Raw genomic sequence first — 16,967 nt, forward strand, 5'->3', positions numbered from 1 at the left:
CCCGCCCGTCCGCGCGGTGCGGGCCCGCGGCGTCTGTCGGCCGGTGCGGTGCGCGGTCTTGCCGAGCGAGAGCAGGCCGCGGACGGGGGCGAACGTGTCGTTGCCGACCCGGCCGTCCCACACCAGGCCCCACAGCGCGGCCAGCACCGCGGGGCCGCGGGCCAGGTCGGCCGGGTCGCGGTGCGGGTCGGGGCCGACCGCCCGGCCTGCGCCACCCGCGTCGCCGCCCGCCGCCTGCACCGCCCGCACCCGCTCCACGAGCTGGGGGAAGAACCAGGCCCCGCCGCCGGCGAGCACCTCGAGCACGGCCGCGCGCAGGGCGGCGTCGGCCGGCGTCTCCTCCGCGGGCTCGGGCAGGCGCAGCGTGAGGTCCACGGCGTCGGCGGGGTGCAGGGCCACCCAGCCGTCGTTGCCGGTGGCCTCCCCGACGCCCGACCACACGTACTCGCCCGTGGCCAGCAGCTCGTCGAGCAGGGCGGGGGCGTAGTCCCGCACGCGGGCGGGCAGCACGAGGGATTCCCACGCGCTCGCGGGCAGGGGCGTGCCGGCCAGCTGGTCCAGGACGGTGGCCACCCCGTCCACGCCCTCGAGCGTGGCCGGCGGCCGCCAGGCCCCGTCGCGCCCCGTCCGCGGCCGCAGGTGCTGCCAGTCGGCGAGGAACCGGGCGTAGGCGGCCTGGTCCACCGGCTCGACCTCGGCGCGCAGCGCGGCGAGGGAGCGCATGCGGATCCGCCGCAGCACCTCGGCGTCGCACCACTCGGCGTCCAGGCCGGTGGCTCCGGGGGTGCCCTCCGGCCGGAACGCGCCCGTGCTCACGCGGCGCTCGGTGGCCAGGCGCTGCAGCACCGAGAGCACGACGGCGCCCCCCAGCCCCAGCGCAGCCCCCGCCTCGGCGGCGGTGAAGGGGCCGTGGGTGCGGGCGTAGCGGCCCACGAGGTCCCCGAGCGGGTCGTCGACCGGGTCGAGGAATGCGGTGGGCACTCCGTGCGGGATCGGCGTGCCGAGCGCGTCCCGCAGGCGGGCGGCGTCCTCGACGGCGGCGAACCGCTCGACCCCGTCCTGGCGCAGGCGGAACGCGCGGCCGGCGCGCTCGAGCTCCGCCAGCATCCCGGCGACGGCGTCCTCGTCCGCGGCCTCCTCCGCCTCCCCCTCGGCCCGTGTGCGCCGCGCGGCCTCGGCGACGGACAGCGGTCCCAGCAGGCGCAGCAGGTCCGCCACGCCCTCGACCCCGCGGGCGCGCCGGTCGGGCGCGAGCCGCTGCAGCTGGGCCTCGACCTCCGCGATGACCTCGGCGTCGAGCAGCTCGCGCAGCTCCTCCGTGCCCAGCAGCTCGGACAGCAGCGCGGGGTCGAGGGAGAGCGCGGCGGCGCGGCGCTCGGCCAGCGGGGAGTCGCCCTCGTAGATGAACTGGGCGATGTAGCCGAACAGGATGGACTGGCTGAACGGCGAGGGTGCCGTCGTCGTGACCTCCACGAGCCGGACGGCCCGTGAGGACACCCGCCCCGCGAGCTCCTTGAGCGCCGAGAGGTCGTAGACGTCCTGGAGCACCTCGCGCACGGTCTCCAGGATCACGGGGAACCGCGGGTGCTTCCGTGCCACGTCCAGCAGCTGCGCGGACCGCTGCCGCTGCTGCCACAGGGGGGTCCGCCGCCCGGGGTCACGGCGCGGCAGCAGCAGGGACCGGGCCGCGTTCTCCCGGAACCGGGCGGCGAACAGCGCGGACCCGCCGACCTCCGCCGTGACGATCTCGTCCAGCTCCTCGGCCGTGAACTCGAACAGCTCCGCGCCCGGCGGCTCCGCGTCCATCAGGGGGATGCGCAGCACGATCCCGTCGTCGGCCGCCATCGCCGCGCCCGAGCCGGTCTCCAGCCCGTACCGCTGCGCCAGCCGCGCCCCCACCGCGAGCGCCCACGGGGCGTGCACCGCCATGCCGTAGGGGGAGTGCAGCACCACGCGCCAGTCGCCGAGCTCGTCCGTGAACCGCTCCACCACGAGCGTCTGCTCGGTGGGCAGCACCCCGGTGGCCTCGCGCTGGTCCTTCAGGTAGGCCAGCAGGTTGTCCTGCGCCCACGGGTCCAGGCCCGCGGCGGCCAGGCGGGTGCGGCCGGCCTCGGGGTCCGCGTCCAGCTCGCGGCGGAAGCGCCCGACGGCGTCGCCCAGCTCCGCCGGCCGGCCTGCGGCGTCGCCCCGCCAGAACGGGAGCTTGCCGGGCTGCCCGTAGGCGGGCAGCACCAGGACGCGGTCCGCGGTGATGTCCACGATCCGCCAGCTCGTGGCGCCCAGCAGGATGACGTCCCCCACGCGGGACTCGTAGACCATCTCCTCGTCGAGCTCGCCGACCCGGCGCCCGCCGGAGCGGGCCGAGCCCGCGGACGCGGTGCTCGCCGACTCGGCCGTGTCCCCGGCCGCCGCGCCGCCGGGGGCGCCGTCCGCGCCGCCGTCGGAGGCCAGGAACACCCCGAACAGGCCGCGGTCCGGGATGGTGCCGCCCGAGGTGACCGCGAGGCGCTGGGCGCCGGGGCGGGCGGCGAGGGTGCCGTTCTCCCGGTCCCACAGGATGCGCGGGCGCAGCTCGGCGAACTCGTCCGAGGGGTAGCGGCCGGCCAGCAGGTCGAGCACGGACTCGTAGGCGGAGAACGGCAGCGTGGCGAACGGCGCGGACCGGCGCACGAGGTCGAACCACTCCTGTGCGTCCAGGTCCGCGACGGCGACGGCGGCCACGGTGTGCTGGGCGAGGATGTCCAGCGGGTTGGCGGGGATGCGCAGCGACTCGATGCGTCCGGCCGTCATGCGCTCGGCCACGACGGCGGTGTCCACGAGGTCGCCCCGGTGCTTGGGGAAGAACACGCCGCGGGAGACCTCACCCACCTGGTGGCCGGCGCGGCCCACGCGCTGCAGACCGGAGGCAACCGAGGGCGGCGACTCGACCTGGATCACCTGGTCCACCGCGCCCATGTCGATGCCCAGCTCGAGCGAGCTCGTGGCCACGACGCAGCGGATCTGGCCGGTCTTCAGCGCCTCCTCGACGATGGCGCGCTGCTCCTTGGACACGGAGCCGTGGTGGGCGCGGGCGAAGTCGGAGACGGTGCCCGATCCGGTGCCGGTCTGCCCGGCCACCTGGGCGGGGCCGTGGAAGCCGGTCGGGTCCGGTGTGCGGAAGCCGGGGACGGCGTCCGGGTGCTCGGCCGCGGCGGCCGCCTCGGCGCGGGCCTCCCAGATCTCGTTGAGCCGACCGGTGAGGCGCTCGGCCAGGCGCCGGGAGTTGGCGAACACGAGCGTGGAACGCCGCTCGGCCACCAGGTCCACGATCCGCTCCTCGACGTGCGGCCAGATGGACCCGCCCGTCACCGCGCCCTCGTCGCCGAGCCCGCCCGTCGAGGAGCCGGGGCCCAGGTCGTGGGCGGCGGCGGGGGAGGAGAGGTCCGTCAGGTCCGGCACCGGCACCGTGACCGTCAGGTCCCAGCGCTTGGCCGAGGCGGGCCGCACCACCGTCACCGGCTGCGTGCCGCCGAGGAACCGGGCCACCTCGGCGGCCGGCTCGACCGTGGCGGACAGGCCGATCCGCTGCACCGGCGTGTCCAGCAGGGCGTCCAGGCGCTCGAGGGAGACGGCCAGGTGGGCGCCGCGCTTGGTCCCGGCCACGGCGTGCACCTCGTCCACGATCACCGTGCGGACCCCGGCCAGCGCCGCTCGGGCCTGCGAGGTGAGCATGAGGTACAGCGACTCGGGCGTGGTGATGAGGATGTCCGGCGGATCCTGCTGCAGGCGCCGCCGCTCGGCCGCCGGGGTGTCCCCGGAGCGCACACCCACCCGCACGCGCGGCACGGGCCTGCCCTGGTGCGCGGCGGTCTGCGTGATGCCCACCAGCGGGGCCCGCAGGTTCCGCTCCACATCCACGCCGAGCGCCTTCAGCGGCGAGACGTAGAGGACGCGGGTGGCCGCCGTCCCCTCGGCGGCGGGCTCGCGCACGAACGAGTCGAGCGCCCAGAGGAAGGAGGAGAGGGTCTTGCCCGAGCCGGTCGGCGCGATCACCAGCGCGTGCCGCCCCGAGGAGATCGCGTCCCACGCGCCGAGCTGGGCCGGCGTCGGGGCCTCGAACGCGCCCGTGAACCAGGCGCGCGTGGGCTCGGTGAACCGGCCCAGGACGACGTCGGCCGCGGGCGTGGGCGCGCCCGCTGCGGTCTCCGCGGGCCCGCTCATGCGTGGTGGTACGGTCGGCCGGCGGAGATCTCCTGGGCTCGGTAGACCTGCTCCGCCAGGATCAGCCGCACGAGCTGGTGCGGGAAGACGAGCGGGGACAGGGACCAGACGCGGTCCGCGCGGGCGTGGACCCGGGCGTCCACCCCGTACGCGCCTCCGATCACCATCGTCACCGGGGCGCCGACGTCGAACCGGCTCTGCAGGTGCCGCGCCAGACCCGGCGAGTCGAACGCCGCCCCCCGCTCGTCCAGCAGGATCAGGTGCTCGTCCGCGCCGACCGCGCCCAGGATCCGGTCCGACTCCTCCGTGCGCGCCGCCTCCTCCTGTCGCGCGGAGTGCGGCAGCAGACGCCACGAGAGGTCGTAGGGCTTCTTGAGGCGCCGCTCGTAGCGGTCGATCCCGTCGACGACCCACGCCTCATGCTTCTTGCCGATGGCCAGCACCCGAACAGACATGGCCCCATGATCGCACCGGCCGCGGACACGGTACGGGGGTCGGCCCCCGCCGCTCGGTTACGCTCGCCGGGGCGGGGTGCCTGGCTCCGCACCGGAAGGGGGCCCATGACGTCGACCGCACGGTCCCCGCGGGTGTCCCGCCGCGCCGCGCTCGGCCTCGGGGTCGGCGCCCTCGCGGTGGGCGGGGTGGCCGTCGTCACCGACCTGGCCGGCGCGCCCGCCGGGCCGCTGGGCGCCAACGCGACGGCCCTGTACGGCATGCGCAGCTCCACCGGGCACACGTACGCGGCCCTGCCCGGGCGCGCCGGACGCATCGACGTGTACCGGCCGCCGGGCCAGGGCCCGTTCCCGGTCCTCGTGTGGAACGCGGGCTCCGGCTGGCGCAGTGATCGCGGCTACAGCGACGGTGTCGACGTCGCCCGCGGCCTGGTCCCGCACGGCTACGCCGTCGCCGCGTTCTCGGTGCGCAGCTCCAAGCAGGGCACGTTCCCCGCCCAGGTGGAGGACGCGACGGCGGCGGTCCGCTGGGTGCGGCGCAACGCCCCGGGCCTGCAGCTGGACGCGGGGCGGGTGGCCGTGGCCGGCTCGTCGTCGGGCGGTTGGAACGCCCTCATGGCCGGCCTCACGGGCGGACAGGACCTGGACCGCGAGCAGGTGCCGCTGCCCGGCCGGGAGGTGCCCGACGGCGGCCACGCGATCCCGGAGGAGGACCGCGTCCACGCGATCGTGGACTTCTTCGGCCCCACGGACTTCCTGAGGATGAACCGCCAGATGCTCCCGGGCGCGTGCGCGGACTACAACCGCGCGAACCGGCTCGAGCACTGCCACCTCGACGATCACAGCACCAAGGCGGACATGCTGGGGGTGCCGGTCCTGGCCTCGGGCGGCCTGACCCGGCTGGCCTCGCCGATCGCGCACGTGCGCCCGGACTCGCCGCCCCTGCTGGTCGTCCACGGGCGCAAGGACGTCACGGTCCCGTGGGGACAGAGCCTCGAGCTGTACCGGGCCGCCGAGGCCGCCGGACTGCGCACCGCGTTCTACTCGGTGGCCGAGGGCGGCCACGACCTGGGCATGATGACCGCGAAGACCCGCAGCGCTGAGGTGCTCCGCACCGGTGTGCCGGCCAGTGCCGTGCACGCCTCCATCTCGTGGTCCGCGGTGGCCTCGTTCCTGGACGCCGTCCTGCCGCGCTGAGCTGACGACCGCTCCGAAGGCTACGAGGAGGGCCGTCGCGCAGTCGAGAACGCGCACCGGTACGTCATCATCGCCCTCTCGGACGCGGTGGCAGACCGCGCCCGGGCAGCTCGAGTCGGAACAGCTGCCGAGGAGCTGCGCAAGGCCACTGAGAAGCACATGATGGCCGTCGAGGCCCAGCGCTCTCGTTTGGTGGTGTTGGTGGCCGAGGCCTTCGCCATACAGCGTGAGTTTAAGACGTTCCTCGGCAAACCGCGGAGGGGAGATAAGGCCTTGCGACCGGTCTACGAAGCGGAGACCTCCAAAGTTCACCAGCGGATGGCCTGGGCCTGCGAGGCGCTGCACGAGGGGACGGTAGCCACCGCTTCCCCACTCTGCGACCGGCCAACCGGACCCAGATCGCTGGGTGAGGCGGCAAACCCCGTTCCGGTGGTAGCTGGCATCATCGGGGACATGAAGTACTCCGAGAGCGAGACTGCCGCGTACCTAAAATCGACAATCCTACGGGATTTCAGTGCTCCTCTGTCAACAGAACCCAGAAAAGACAAGGGGACCTATTACTCCCGCCGGGTCGGTTGTTACGAGGCTCCCGTCCCGGTACTCCTGCGCTACCCATTCGACTTGCTTGGTATCCAACATACAGGCCCAGGCGAAAAATTTGCGTGGGCGGTTGAGTTCAACTACAAGGGATTTCCTGCATATCTGGGCTATCACAAGTTTGGAGTAAAAGCTGGAATTATATGCAGCTTGTCGCGAGCAGAGTCTGAGAATCATCTCAACATGATGCTTGATCGAATCTTCTCGGCCGCACATGTAGTGGAGAAATTGCTCTCCGAACGAGCCCCTGAAGCCATTCGCCAGGGCAATGTGACCGTGGCGAACCAGTATCGCCGGCTACGAGCGCCGTATGAGTACCACCGAGATCGTGCCATAAACCCCGTTTTTGTGGCCGATGAGAGGGAGCATCGACGTTTTAATGGGGGGCAATCTTGGACCCATATAAGCGGAAAGATGGTTATGAAGATGCACGCGTCTCACGATTTAGTTGCATCGACCGTGGCGTTCCTGAGCCTTCTTGAGCATCTGTTCGTACTATCCCTCCCATTCGCGGGATACAATCCAGAATCAGAGGATCTAACAGCTTTCATTGGCGATCGATGGGGTGTCAAATGGGAGCGGATCATAGGTGACAAAAACCCCGAAGCGAGAGATCTTCGACGTCGGATGTCTGAAGTCGTCGAGCAGTGGAGAAACCCCTACTCCCATGGAGGTTTCGAAAAGGGCCACGGCTCTTCATTGTATGTTCATACGCCCGGACTTGGGGCGCTTCCAATGGGCCTGACGCGGGTCAGAGAAAGCACTTTCTTTAGTTTTAACCCCGCACCGAAGGGAGATATCGAGTCGATCTACTCACTATTCGATGAGATTGAAAGCTACCTTAAGAGCATCCTCCCGGGTGCGTATACTTGGATCGAGTCGGGGCTCGATGTCAGATTTGACAGCGAATTTGCCCAAGAATTGGCGGAGGCATCTCAGATCGATGGGGGAGTTGAAAAACTGGTCGACCAGTACATCTGCCGCCAGGAAATGATCGACAACATGGATTACTACTGAACCGGTCGCTCCCGCAGGGCCGCTTGCCCGTGGGCCATTCAATCGGCCGGCCCCTTGTACTACTCGAAGGGGCGCCCCCATGGCAAGGCGAGCGAAGCGAGGCGCAGCAGTCCACCGGCGTGCCCCGCGTTATCCCTTGGGCCCTACGGATATAGAAGGAGGACCCCGAGTCCTGGCCTGACCAGGAACCTCGGGGCCCTCACATCTGGCGGTGACGGTGGGATTTGAACCCACGGTACGGGGTTACCGTACACAGCATTTCGAGTGCTGCACCTTCGGCCGCTCGGACACGTCACCAGACCAGGACACCCTACCCGAGCCGTGGCGGCGCGCCCAAACCGGTCGCCCGCCGTCGTCGGGCACGGGCGCGTTCAGTCGCGCTGTGCCGCGAAGAACCCCCGCAGCAGCGCCGCGCTCTCCTCGGAACGGACGCCGGCGCGGACCTGCACCCGGTGGTTGAAGCGGGGGTCGCGGACCACATCCAGCACCGATCCGCACGCGCCCGCCTTCGGGTCCCACGCCCCGAACACGACGCGCGGGATCCGGGCCAGCAGCAGCGCACCGGCGCACATGGGGCAGGGCTCGAGGGTCACCACGAGGGTGCAGTCCGTCAGGCGCCAGCCGTCGCCCGCTCCGGCGGCGGCCCGCAGCTCCGCCCCGCGGCGCAGAGCGAGGACCTCGGCGTGGGCGGTGGGGTCGTGGTGCTGCTCGCGCTCGTGGCCCACAAGCTCAGCGTCCTGCGGGACAAGAAGACCCCGTCCATGATCTTCCGGCAGCTCACGGAGGAGCTCGTGATGCTGCTCGCCTACGAGGCGACGCGCGACGTGGCCATGGAGGAGGTGCGGATCGAGACCCCGGTGACCGAGACCACCGGCTTCCGGCTGGCCCGCCCGCGTCCGCTGGTCGTGCCGATCCTGCGCGCGGGGCTCGGGATGCTGGAGGGGATGACCAAGATGGCGCCGTCCGCCGAGGTCGGGTTCCTCGGCATGGCCCGCAATGAGGAGACGCTGGACATCGTCACCTACGCGGAGCGGCTGCCCGCCGACCTGTCCGGGCGTCACGTGTTCGTCCTGGACCCCATGCTGGCCACGGGAGGCACGCTGATCGAGGCCATCCGCTTCCTCTACCAGCGCGGCGCGGCGCGGGTCACGTGCCTCTGCCTGCTCGGGGCGCCCGAGGGCATCGAGCGGCTGGAGGCCTCGCTGGGCGACGTCGAGGTGGACCTGTACCTGGCCGCCGTCGACGAGCGCCTGGACGAGCGGTCCTACATCGTCCCCGGCCTCGGCGACGCCGGCGACCGGCTCTACGGTCTGGCGGAATGACCTGAACGGACCTCCGCGTCCGCCACGAGACGACCACGGCCCCCGCCCCCACCCGGCGGGGGCCGTGGTCGTCTCACGGGAGCGTCTCCGGCGGGGGCGTCAAGCGGGGCCGTGAATGTGTCGTCCATCTAGTGGACGTCACGACCTGCTGTGACCCGTCATCATGGCGTCACATGGAAAACCTGGAAGTCGCCTGCATAAATATTCCGCATACTCATTGGTCCGGCGGCGCGCTCCCACCTGTTGAACAATGAACGAGCCACACGAGCGAGCCGATTGGCCACGCGACGCTATTCCGATCCGCGAATAGTGATGTTGAGCACATTCAGGACTCTTCTTCTCAAATAACGAGACAAAAGCGCGAACGTTACTTGCCAGTCCCCTCGGTGAAGTCACATTCTTGTCATGTGACGCCTCGTCCGCCGCACCGACCGAGCGGTGGAGGGGCCATGAGCCGAAAGAGGAGTGGTGGCCATGGGTCAGTCCGCCGGATACGTGCACATCTCCGTCCGCAACGCGCAGCGCCGGGCCGACGGCATGTCCCGCCGAGGCCAGGCCCGCGCAGGCCTGCGCCTGGCCGGTGGCACCGACGCCCCCGACTCCCAGACGGCGCCGACGCCGGTCCTCGCGCCGAACGGCATCCCGGGTCCCCAGGCGGTGGCCCGGGAGAACGAGGCCCGTGGGTTCGTCATCTACGTGGGCATGGACGAGCTGGCCGCCTCGGCCGCCGGCACCTCCCTCACGCGGCTGGCCAACGAGCTGCGCCACTACGTGGAGTCCCTCGTCCCCGGGGCGGAGTCGCACGCCGCCGTCGCCCTGGCCCCCGCCGGCGCGGAGGGCCGCGACATCGAGGTCGTGCGCCAGGTGCTCGGCGACCCGACCGTGCAGGGCGGCACCCGTCCCGACCTGGCGCAGGCGCCGGCCCCCGTGTCCACGCGCCAGCCCGGTGTGCTGATCGATCTGTCCCGGCGCGAGGTGCAGCTGGACGGTGAGTCGCTGAACCTCACCTTCAAGGAGTTCGAGCTCCTGAACTACCTCGTGGAGAACGGCGAGCGCACCGTCGGCCGCGAGGAGCTGCTCGACGCCCTGTGGCGCAACGCCGACGAGGTGCCCAACGAGCGCACCATCGACGTGCACATCCGCCGCCTGCGCGCCAAGCTCGGCCGCCTCGCGAACACCGTGCGCACCGTGCGCGGCCAGGGCTACCGCTTCTACCGCCACCCCGAGGTGGTCGTGTGGGCGGCGCCGGAGTACAGCATCTGACCCGCGCCCGCCCGTGTCCGACGACGGCCCCCGCTCACCCGAGCGGGGGCCGTCGCCGTAGCCTGGCCGCATGAGCACCGCCGACGCGAAGACCCTGATCGTCCTCCGGCACGCCAAGGCCGGCTGGCCCGACGCGGCCGACGACCACGCCCGCCCGCTCGCCGAGCGAGGCCACGCCCAGGCGCCCGCCGCCGGCGACTGGCTCCGCGAGCACGACCTCGTCCCGGACGCCGTCGTGTGCTCCGATGCGCTGCGCACCCGTCAGACGTGCGTGTGGGTGTGCGAGCGCCTGGGCGAGCTGGCACCCACGCCCTACCTGGACCCGCGGCTCTACGGCGCCGACGCGGCGCGGGCCCTGGCCGTCGTCAACGAGACGGAGGAGACCACGCGACGGCTGCTGGTGGTGGGCCACATGCCGTGGGTGCAGGAGCTGGGCATGCGGCTGATGAGCCTGGACTCGGACCAGGACGCGGCGCTGCGCATGAGCGAGCACTACCCGACGCTCGGGATGCAGGTGTTCCGGGTGGAGAAGCCGTGGGCCGAGCTCGACGGCCGCGACGCCGCCCTGACGCACTTCGTGGTTCCGGGGCGCTGACCTCCGCGGCGGCGCGCGTGGCAGAGGCGCGCCGACATGACGAAGGCCCCGCTCCAGCAGGAGCGGGGCCTTCCGATCGTGCGCCCAAAGGGATTCGAACCCCTGACCTTCTGTTCCGTAGACAGACGCTCTATCCAGCTGAGCTATGGGCGCATCATCCGATCCGCCGGAGCGGCTCGAACTCGTAGAACACTACAGGACCTCTCCGGCGAAGTGCAAATCGACGGTCTGCGGCGGCCTGTGTCGGGGGTGTGGCGGGGGCGCGGCCATGATAGCCGGGCTCGGGTACCATGGCAGGACCGTGCGGCCACAACGATGTGGTGCGCGCTTCGGCGGTGCACGCATCGGAGTGGACGGGACGGAACGGCCCCGGACCCCAATGGGAGGACTCTCCACCATGGCTGACAACGCCACCACCTCGTTCGCGGATCGCGCCCTGGCGGACGCGCCCACGGACTACGCCCAGCTGCGCGAGTGGGTCGCTCAGATCGCAGAGCTGACGCAGCCGGACTCCGTCCAGTGGGTCGACGGCTCCGAGGAGGAGCGCGACCGTCTCGCGGACGAGCTCGTGGCGGCGGGCACCCTGACCCGCCTGGCCGAGGACAAGTTCCCCCACTCCTTCGCCGCGTTCTCCGATCCCGCCGACGTCGCCCGTGTGGAGGACCGCACCTTCATCTGCTCCGAGAAGGAGGAGGACGCCGGCTTCACCAACAACTGGATGGACCCGGCGAAGATGCACGGGATCCTCGACGACGCGTTCACCGGCGCCATGCGCGGCCGCACCATGTACGTGATCCCGTTCGTGATGGGCCACCTCGACGCCGAGGACCCGAAGTACGGCGTGGAGATCACCGACTCCGCCTACGTGGTCCTGTCGATGCGCATCATGGCCCGCATCGGCCAGGACGTGCTGGACAAGATGTCCCGCGAGCAGGCCTTCTACGTGCCGGCCGTGCACTCCGTGGGCGCCCCGCTGGAGCCGGGCGAGCAGGACGTGCCGTGGCCGTGCAACGAGACCAAGTGGATCGTGCACTTCCCCGAGGAGCGCTCCATCTGGTCCTTCGGCTCCGGCTACGGCGGCAACGCCCTGCTCGGCAAGAAGTGCTACGCGCTGCGCATCGCCTCCGTGATGGCCCGGGACGAGGCCTGGCTCGCCGAGCACATGCTGATCCTCAAGCTGACCAACCCCGAGGGCCGGTCCTACCACATCACCGGCGCCTTCCCCTCGGCCTGCGGCAAGACCAACCTCGCCCTCATCGACCCCACGATCGAGGGCTGGAAGGCCGAGACCCTGGGCGACGACATCACCTGGATCCGCGCCGGCAAGGACGGCGAGTTCCGCGTGATCAACCCGGAGACCGGCTACTTCGGCGTCGCCCCCGGCACCGGCTGGTCCACCAACCCGAACGCCATGCGCGCGATCTCCAAGGGCAACTCCATCTTCACCAACGTCGCCCTCACCGACGACGGCGGCGTGTGGTGGGAGGGCATGACGGACGAGGTCCCCGAGCACCTCACCGACTGGCGCGGCAACGACTGGACGCCCGAGTCCGGCACCCCGGCCGCCCACCCGAACTCCCGGTTCTGCACGCCCATCGAGCAGACGGACATGCTGGCCGACGAGTACCGCGACCCGCGGGGCGTGAAGCTGGACGCCATCCTGTTCGGCGGCCGCCGCAAGACCACCGTGCCGCTGGTGACCGAGGCCTTCGACTGGGAGGACGGCATCCTCAAGGGCGCCACCCTCTCCTCGGAGACCACCGCGGCCGCCGCCGGCGCCGTGGGCGTCGTGCGCCGCGACCCGATGGCCATGCTGCCGTTCCTCGGCTACGACGCCGGCGACTACCTGGCCCATTGGGTCAGGGAGTCCGGCAAGGCCGACCCGGAGAAGCTGCCGCGCATCTACCTGGTCAACTGGTTCCGCCGCAACCGCGACGGCGGCTTCGCCTGGCCCGGCTTCGGCGAGAACTCCCGCGTCCTGAAGTGGGTCGTGGAGCGCCTCGAGGGCAAGGCCGAGGCCGAGGAGACCCCGATCGGCCTCGTGCCGGCCGCGGGCTCGCTCGACCTGTCCGGCCTCGAGGTGTCGGCCGAGGACCTCGAGGACGCCCTCAAGGTCGACGCCGCGGAATGGGCCGAGGAGAACGAGCTCATCGAGGAGTGGCTCGGCCGGTTCGGCGAGTCCCTGCCGCAGGCCATCCGCGACCGCTTCGAGGCGCAGAAGCAGCGCTTCGCGCAGGCCTGAGCCCCGCCGCACGCGGAACGGCCCGCACCCCGTGAGGGGTGCGGGCCGTTCCGCGTTCCGGGGCCGGATCAGGCGGCGAGCCAGAGGTCCGGGCCGAAGATCTCGTAGCGGATGGACGTCGCGGGCACGCCGGCGTCGATCAGCTTCGAGCGGGTGGACTGCATGAACGCGAGCGGGCCGCAGAGGATGACCTCGGCGCCGGAGGGGAGCTCGATCTCGGAGGGGTCCATGCGGCCCTCGTGGACGGTGATGCCCTCGGGCGCCTGCTCCGGGGCCACGCCGAGCCACAGGTGGGCCTGGGCGTTCGGCAGCGCGGAGAGCGACTCCGTGAGCTGCCCGAGCAGGGCCACGGACTCCAGGGAGGCATCGGCGTGCAGGACGACGACCTCACGGTCGGACCCCTGTTCGGCCAGCGAGCTCAGGATGGAGGCGGCCGGCGTGATGCCGATGCCGGCGGTCGCCAGGACCAGGGGAGCGGTGGAGTCCTCGTACTCGAGGGTGATGTCGCCGTAGGGGTTGGACAGCTCGATGACGTCGCCGACCTCCACGTTCTGGATGAGCACGGGCGAGACCTCGCCGCCCTCGTCCAGCTTCACGGTGATGACGCGCTCGGTGGCGGACCCGGCCTTCTCGGAGAGGGAGTACTGGCGGCACTGGCGCAGGCCGTCCTCGACCTTCAGTCGTACGGACACGTAGCCGCCGGCCTTGCCGCGGGTCTGCGGGGTGTCGTCGGCCGGCTCGAAGCGGAAGGTGACGGCCGCGTTGCCGGTGGGCTCCTTCGCGACGACCTTCCAATCCGTCCACATCCTGTCGTTGGCCTGCTGGGCGTAGAGGCCCTTCTCGATCTTGATGAGGGCGTCGGCCATGAGCCAGTAGACCTCGGTCCAGGCGTCGGCCACCGCGGGGGTGACGGCGTCGCCGAGCACCTCGCCGATGGCCCAGAAGAGGTTCTCGTAGACGATCGGGTACTGCTCCTCGACGATGCCGAGGGCGGTGTGCTTGTGGGCGATGCGGGACAGGACGGCCTCGGGCAGGGTGCCCGGGTTCTCGAGCAGGTGCACCGCGAACTTCACGATGGATCCGGCGAGGGCCTGAGCCTGCTCGCCGTTGCGCTGGTTGGCGCGGGAGAAGACGCCGTCGAGGAGCTCGGGGTGGGCCTCGAACATGTGGGCGTAGAACAGGGGCGTGATCTCCGGCATGTGCTCGGCGACGACGGCGGCGGTGGCCTCGATGACGGGGCGGGACTTCTCGGACAGCACGGGGGTCTCCGTCTCCTCGGTGGGGAATCTTGCGCCGATTTTGCCAGATTACACCCGGCCGTCGCCGCCGGGAACTCGCCCCCGGCCCGTTCCGTCAGCGCGCCACGGGGATCTCCGGCAGGCCCAGCAGCACGGGCCCGCCGACAGGCCCAGCGCTCACCAGATCCCGGATCCGCACGGTGTCGAGCTCGGCGAGGAAGGCCTCGCGTGCGCGGTGCAGGGCGCCGCGCAGGCGGCAGTCGCCGGCGTAGGGGCACGCCACCCCGGAGTCGCGCCCGGCGCAGTCGATCACCTCGTCGCGGCTGCTCAGCGAGCGCACGAGCTCGCCCACACGCTGGTCCAGACCGGCCGCGGCGATCATGGCCCCGCCGTGCCGACCGCGCAGCACCTCGATGGTCCCGCGGCGGCGCAGCTCGGCGACCGCCTTGATCACGTGGTTGTAGGGCACCTGGATCCGGTCCGCGATCTGCTGGCTGGTGAGCCGTTCGCCCTCGGCGGCCGCGAGCGTCATCAGCACCCGCAGGCAGACGTCGGTGTAGGCGCTCAGCTTCATCCCCCCATCATCCCACCGGTGCACGGCCCCGCCGCGCCTGCGGTGTCCGGGCCGGTTGGCATACTGACGCCATGGACGCCACCTCGCACCCCGACGCCGGCCCCCGCCTCCCCGAGACCTCCGCACCGGGGGGCGACGCCGCGCTGCACGAGGAGGCCCTGGCCGTCCTGCGTCGGCTCGTGGACCGGCCGGACGCGCGATTCAAGGACGGGCAGTTCGAGGCGATCGAGGCGCTCGTGGCCCACCGCCGCCGCGCCCTGGTGGTGCAGCGCACCGGCTGGGGCAAGTCCGCCGTGTACTTCGTGGCCTCCCTGCTGCTGCGCGCCCGCGGCGCAGGGCCCACCCTGATCGTCTCCCCGCTGCTCGCGCTCATGCGGGACCAGGTCGCGGCCGCGGCCCGGGCGGGCGTGCGCGCGGTGTCCGTGAGCTCGGCGAACGCCACGGAGTGGGACGAGGTCCGCGCTCGGCTCGCGGCGGACGAGGTGGACGTGCTGCTGATCTCGCCCGAGCGCCTCACGAACCCCCGGTTCCGGGACGAGCAGCTGCCGGACCTCGTGGCGCGCATGGGCCTGCTCGTGGTGGACGAGGCCCACTGCATCTCCGACTGGGGCCACGACTTCCGGCCGGACTACCGCCGCATCCGGGACCTGATCGGGCTGCTTCCCGCCGAGGGGCCGCGCGCGGTGCCCGTGCTGGCCACCACCGCCACGGCCAACGCCCGTGTGGTGGCGGACGTGGTGGAGCAGCTCGGCGTCGCCTCCGAGCAGGACGTGTTCGTGCTCCGCGGCCCCCTGGCCCGCGCCTCGCTGCGCCTGGGCGTGCTGCGCATGCCCAGCCCGGCCGCGCGCCTGGCCTGGCTCCTCGACCACCTCGAGGACCTGCCGGGCTCCGGGATCGTCTACGCCCTCACCGTCTCCGCCGCCGAGGACACGGCGCGCGCCCTGCGCGAGGCGGGGCACGAGGTGGTCGCCTACACGGGCCGCACAGACCCGGAGCGTCGCGCCGAGATCGAGGAGGACCTCAAGGCCAACCGGGTGAAGGCCGTCGTGGCCACCTCGGCGCTCGGCATGGGCTTCGACAAGCCGGATCTGACGTTCGTGGTGCACCTCGGTGCGCCGGGCTCGCCCGTGGCGTACTACCAGCAGGTCGGCCGCGCCGGCCGTGGGACGGACCACGCGGACGTGCTCCTGCTGCCCGGGCCCGAGGACCGTCGCATCTGGGAGTACTTCGCCACCGCCTCCATGCCGGACGAGGAGCAGGCGCGCGCCGTGCTGGGGGCGCTCGCGGACCACGGCGGGGCCCTCTCCGTGGCGGCGCTCGAGCCGGACGTGCGGATCAAGCGCACCTCCCTGGAGCTGCTGCTCAAGGTCCTCGCCGTGGACGGGGCGGTCGAGCGGGTGGGCGGCGGCTGGCGCGCCACCGGGCGGGAGTGGACGTACGACGCCGAGCGGTACGCCCGCGTGGCCGAGGCCCGCCGGGCCGAGGAGCGGCTCATGCTCGACTACCAGACCACGGACCGGTGCCGCATGGAGTTCCTGGCCCGCACCCTGGACGACCCCACCGCCGCGCCGTGCGGCCGCTGCGACGTCTGCGCCGGCCCCTGGTACCCCACGGGATCGGACGGGGCGGCGCGTGAGCGCGCGGAGGCCGCCCTGCGCCGCACCGGTGTGCCGATCGAGCCCCGTCGCATGTGGCCCTCGGGCATGGACCGGCTGGGCGTGCCCGTCAAGGGGCGCATCGCGCCCGAGTCGCAGGCCGAGGAGGGTCGCGCGCTCGCCCGCCTGACGGACCTCGGGTGGGGCACCGTCCTGCGGGACCTGCTGGACCGGGAGGACGCCCCGGTGCCGGAGGAGGTCCTGCGGGGCGCCGTCGACGTCCTGGCCGGCTGGGGGTGGCGGACGCGGCCGATCGCCGTCGTCGCGATGCCCTCACGCACGCGCCCGCAGCTGGTGGGGTCGTTCGCCGAGGGGATCGCCCGGATCGGCCGGCTGCCGTTCCTCGGCTCGCTCGAGCACGCGCGCGGCGGCCCCACGGCCGGGCCGGGCGGCAACAGCGCCTACCGGCTCGGGTCCGTGTACGGCCGGTTCGCCGTCCCCGAGGCGATGGCGCAGATGCTGCGCACCGCCCCGGACGCCGGCCGCCACGGCCCCGTGCTGCTGGTCGACGACCTCGTCGACTCGCGGTGGTCGCTCGCCGAGGCCGCGCGGGTGCTGCGCGAGGCCGGCGCCCAGGGGGTGCTGCCGCTCGTCCTCGCCCAGGCCGGATGAGCC

At 72.2% G+C, this 16,967-nt stretch carries 11 protein-coding genes, 2 tRNA genes and 1 pseudogene; 7 read left to right on the forward strand and 7 right to left on the reverse strand.

Annotated features, from left to right (window positions below; translation table 11 throughout):
• Positions 1–4,200, reverse strand: a 4,200-nt coding sequence (locus tag QL983_RS02635; protein ID WP_290151183.1) for an ATP-dependent helicase, incomplete at its 3' end; no start/stop codon positions are given.
• Positions 4,197–4,655, reverse strand: coding sequence for a 23S rRNA (pseudouridine(1915)-N(3))-methyltransferase RlmH (locus QL983_RS02640; protein WP_186299326.1), 459 nt, complete (start codon positions 4,653–4,655; stop codon positions 4,197–4,199). The genes QL983_RS02635 and QL983_RS02640, both read right to left, overlap by 4 nt.
• 105 nt (positions 4,656–4,760) lie before the next feature.
• Between QL983_RS02640 and QL983_RS02645 the strand changes: the two genes are divergently transcribed.
• Positions 4,761–5,849, forward strand: coding sequence for an alpha/beta hydrolase (locus tag QL983_RS02645; RefSeq protein ID WP_036316073.1), 1,089 nt, complete (start codon positions 4,761–4,763; stop codon positions 5,847–5,849).
• Positions 5,850–6,008: 159 nt separating this feature from the next.
• Positions 6,009–7,463, forward strand: a complete 1,455-nt coding sequence (locus tag QL983_RS02650; protein ID WP_145951219.1) for a hypothetical protein — start codon at positions 6,009–6,011, stop codon at positions 7,461–7,463.
• Positions 7,464–7,669: 206 nt separating this feature from the next.
• Here the strand turns inward: QL983_RS02650 and QL983_RS02655 are convergent.
• Together QL983_RS02655 and QL983_RS02660 are read right to left on the reverse strand one after the other, a co-directional pair.
• A tRNA-Ser gene (locus QL983_RS02655) sits at positions 7,670–7,760 on the reverse strand.
• 74 nt (positions 7,761–7,834) lie between these two features.
• Positions 7,835–8,188 (reverse strand): annotated as a pseudogene (locus QL983_RS02660) (nucleoside deaminase); the annotation flags it as partial.
• Positions 8,189–8,224: 36 nt separating this feature from the next.
• On the opposite strand from QL983_RS02660, the gene upp reads away from it, so the two are divergent.
• From upp to QL983_RS02675, 3 genes are all read left to right on the forward strand, one after another.
• Positions 8,225–8,785: a uracil phosphoribosyltransferase gene (gene upp, locus QL983_RS02665; protein WP_290151184.1), complete on the forward strand. Its 561-nt coding sequence runs from the start codon at positions 8,225–8,227 to the stop codon at positions 8,783–8,785.
• Between the two features lie 474 nt (positions 8,786–9,259).
• Positions 9,260–10,048, forward strand: a complete 789-nt coding sequence (locus tag QL983_RS02670) for a winged helix-turn-helix domain-containing protein (protein ID WP_036316068.1) — start codon at positions 9,260–9,262, stop codon at positions 10,046–10,048.
• Positions 10,049–10,118: 70 nt separating this feature from the next.
• On the forward strand, positions 10,119–10,643 hold the full coding sequence (locus tag QL983_RS02675) for a histidine phosphatase family protein (RefSeq protein ID WP_002854135.1): 525 nt from the start codon (positions 10,119–10,121) through the stop codon (positions 10,641–10,643).
• A 79-nt stretch (positions 10,644–10,722) separates the two neighbouring features.
• Here the strand turns inward: QL983_RS02675 and QL983_RS02680 are convergent.
• Positions 10,723–10,796 (reverse strand) — tRNA-Arg (locus tag QL983_RS02680).
• 244 nt (positions 10,797–11,040) lie between these two features.
• On the opposite strand from QL983_RS02680, the gene QL983_RS02685 reads away from it, so the two are divergent.
• Positions 11,041–12,885: a phosphoenolpyruvate carboxykinase (GTP) gene (locus tag QL983_RS02685; protein ID WP_036316066.1), complete on the forward strand. Its 1,845-nt coding sequence runs from the start codon at positions 11,041–11,043 to the stop codon at positions 12,883–12,885.
• A gap of 68 nt (positions 12,886–12,953) precedes the next feature.
• On the opposite strand, the gene QL983_RS02690 is transcribed toward QL983_RS02685, so the two are convergent.
• On the reverse strand, positions 12,954–14,144 hold the full coding sequence (locus QL983_RS02690; protein WP_206481582.1) for a globin domain-containing protein: 1,191 nt from the start codon (positions 14,142–14,144) through the stop codon (positions 12,954–12,956).
• A 94-nt stretch (positions 14,145–14,238) separates the two neighbouring features.
• Positions 14,239–14,697 (reverse strand): Rrf2 family transcriptional regulator, encoded by a 459-nt coding sequence (locus tag QL983_RS02695; protein ID WP_036339809.1) that lies wholly within the window; start codon positions 14,695–14,697, stop codon positions 14,239–14,241.
• A 71-nt stretch (positions 14,698–14,768) separates the two neighbouring features.
• On the opposite strand from QL983_RS02695, the gene QL983_RS02700 reads away from it, so the two are divergent.
• Positions 14,769–16,964 carry a RecQ family ATP-dependent DNA helicase gene (locus tag QL983_RS02700; RefSeq protein ID WP_036339806.1) on the forward strand — a complete coding sequence of 732 codons (2,196 nt, stop codon included), beginning with the start codon at positions 14,769–14,771 and terminating at the stop codon, positions 16,962–16,964.
• The last annotated feature ends 3 nt before the right edge of the window (positions 16,965–16,967 follow it).

The organism is Micrococcus sp. APC 4021, assembly GCF_030407635.1.
Taxonomy (GTDB): domain Bacteria; phylum Actinomycetota; class Actinomycetes; order Actinomycetales; family Micrococcaceae; genus Micrococcus; species Micrococcus luteus.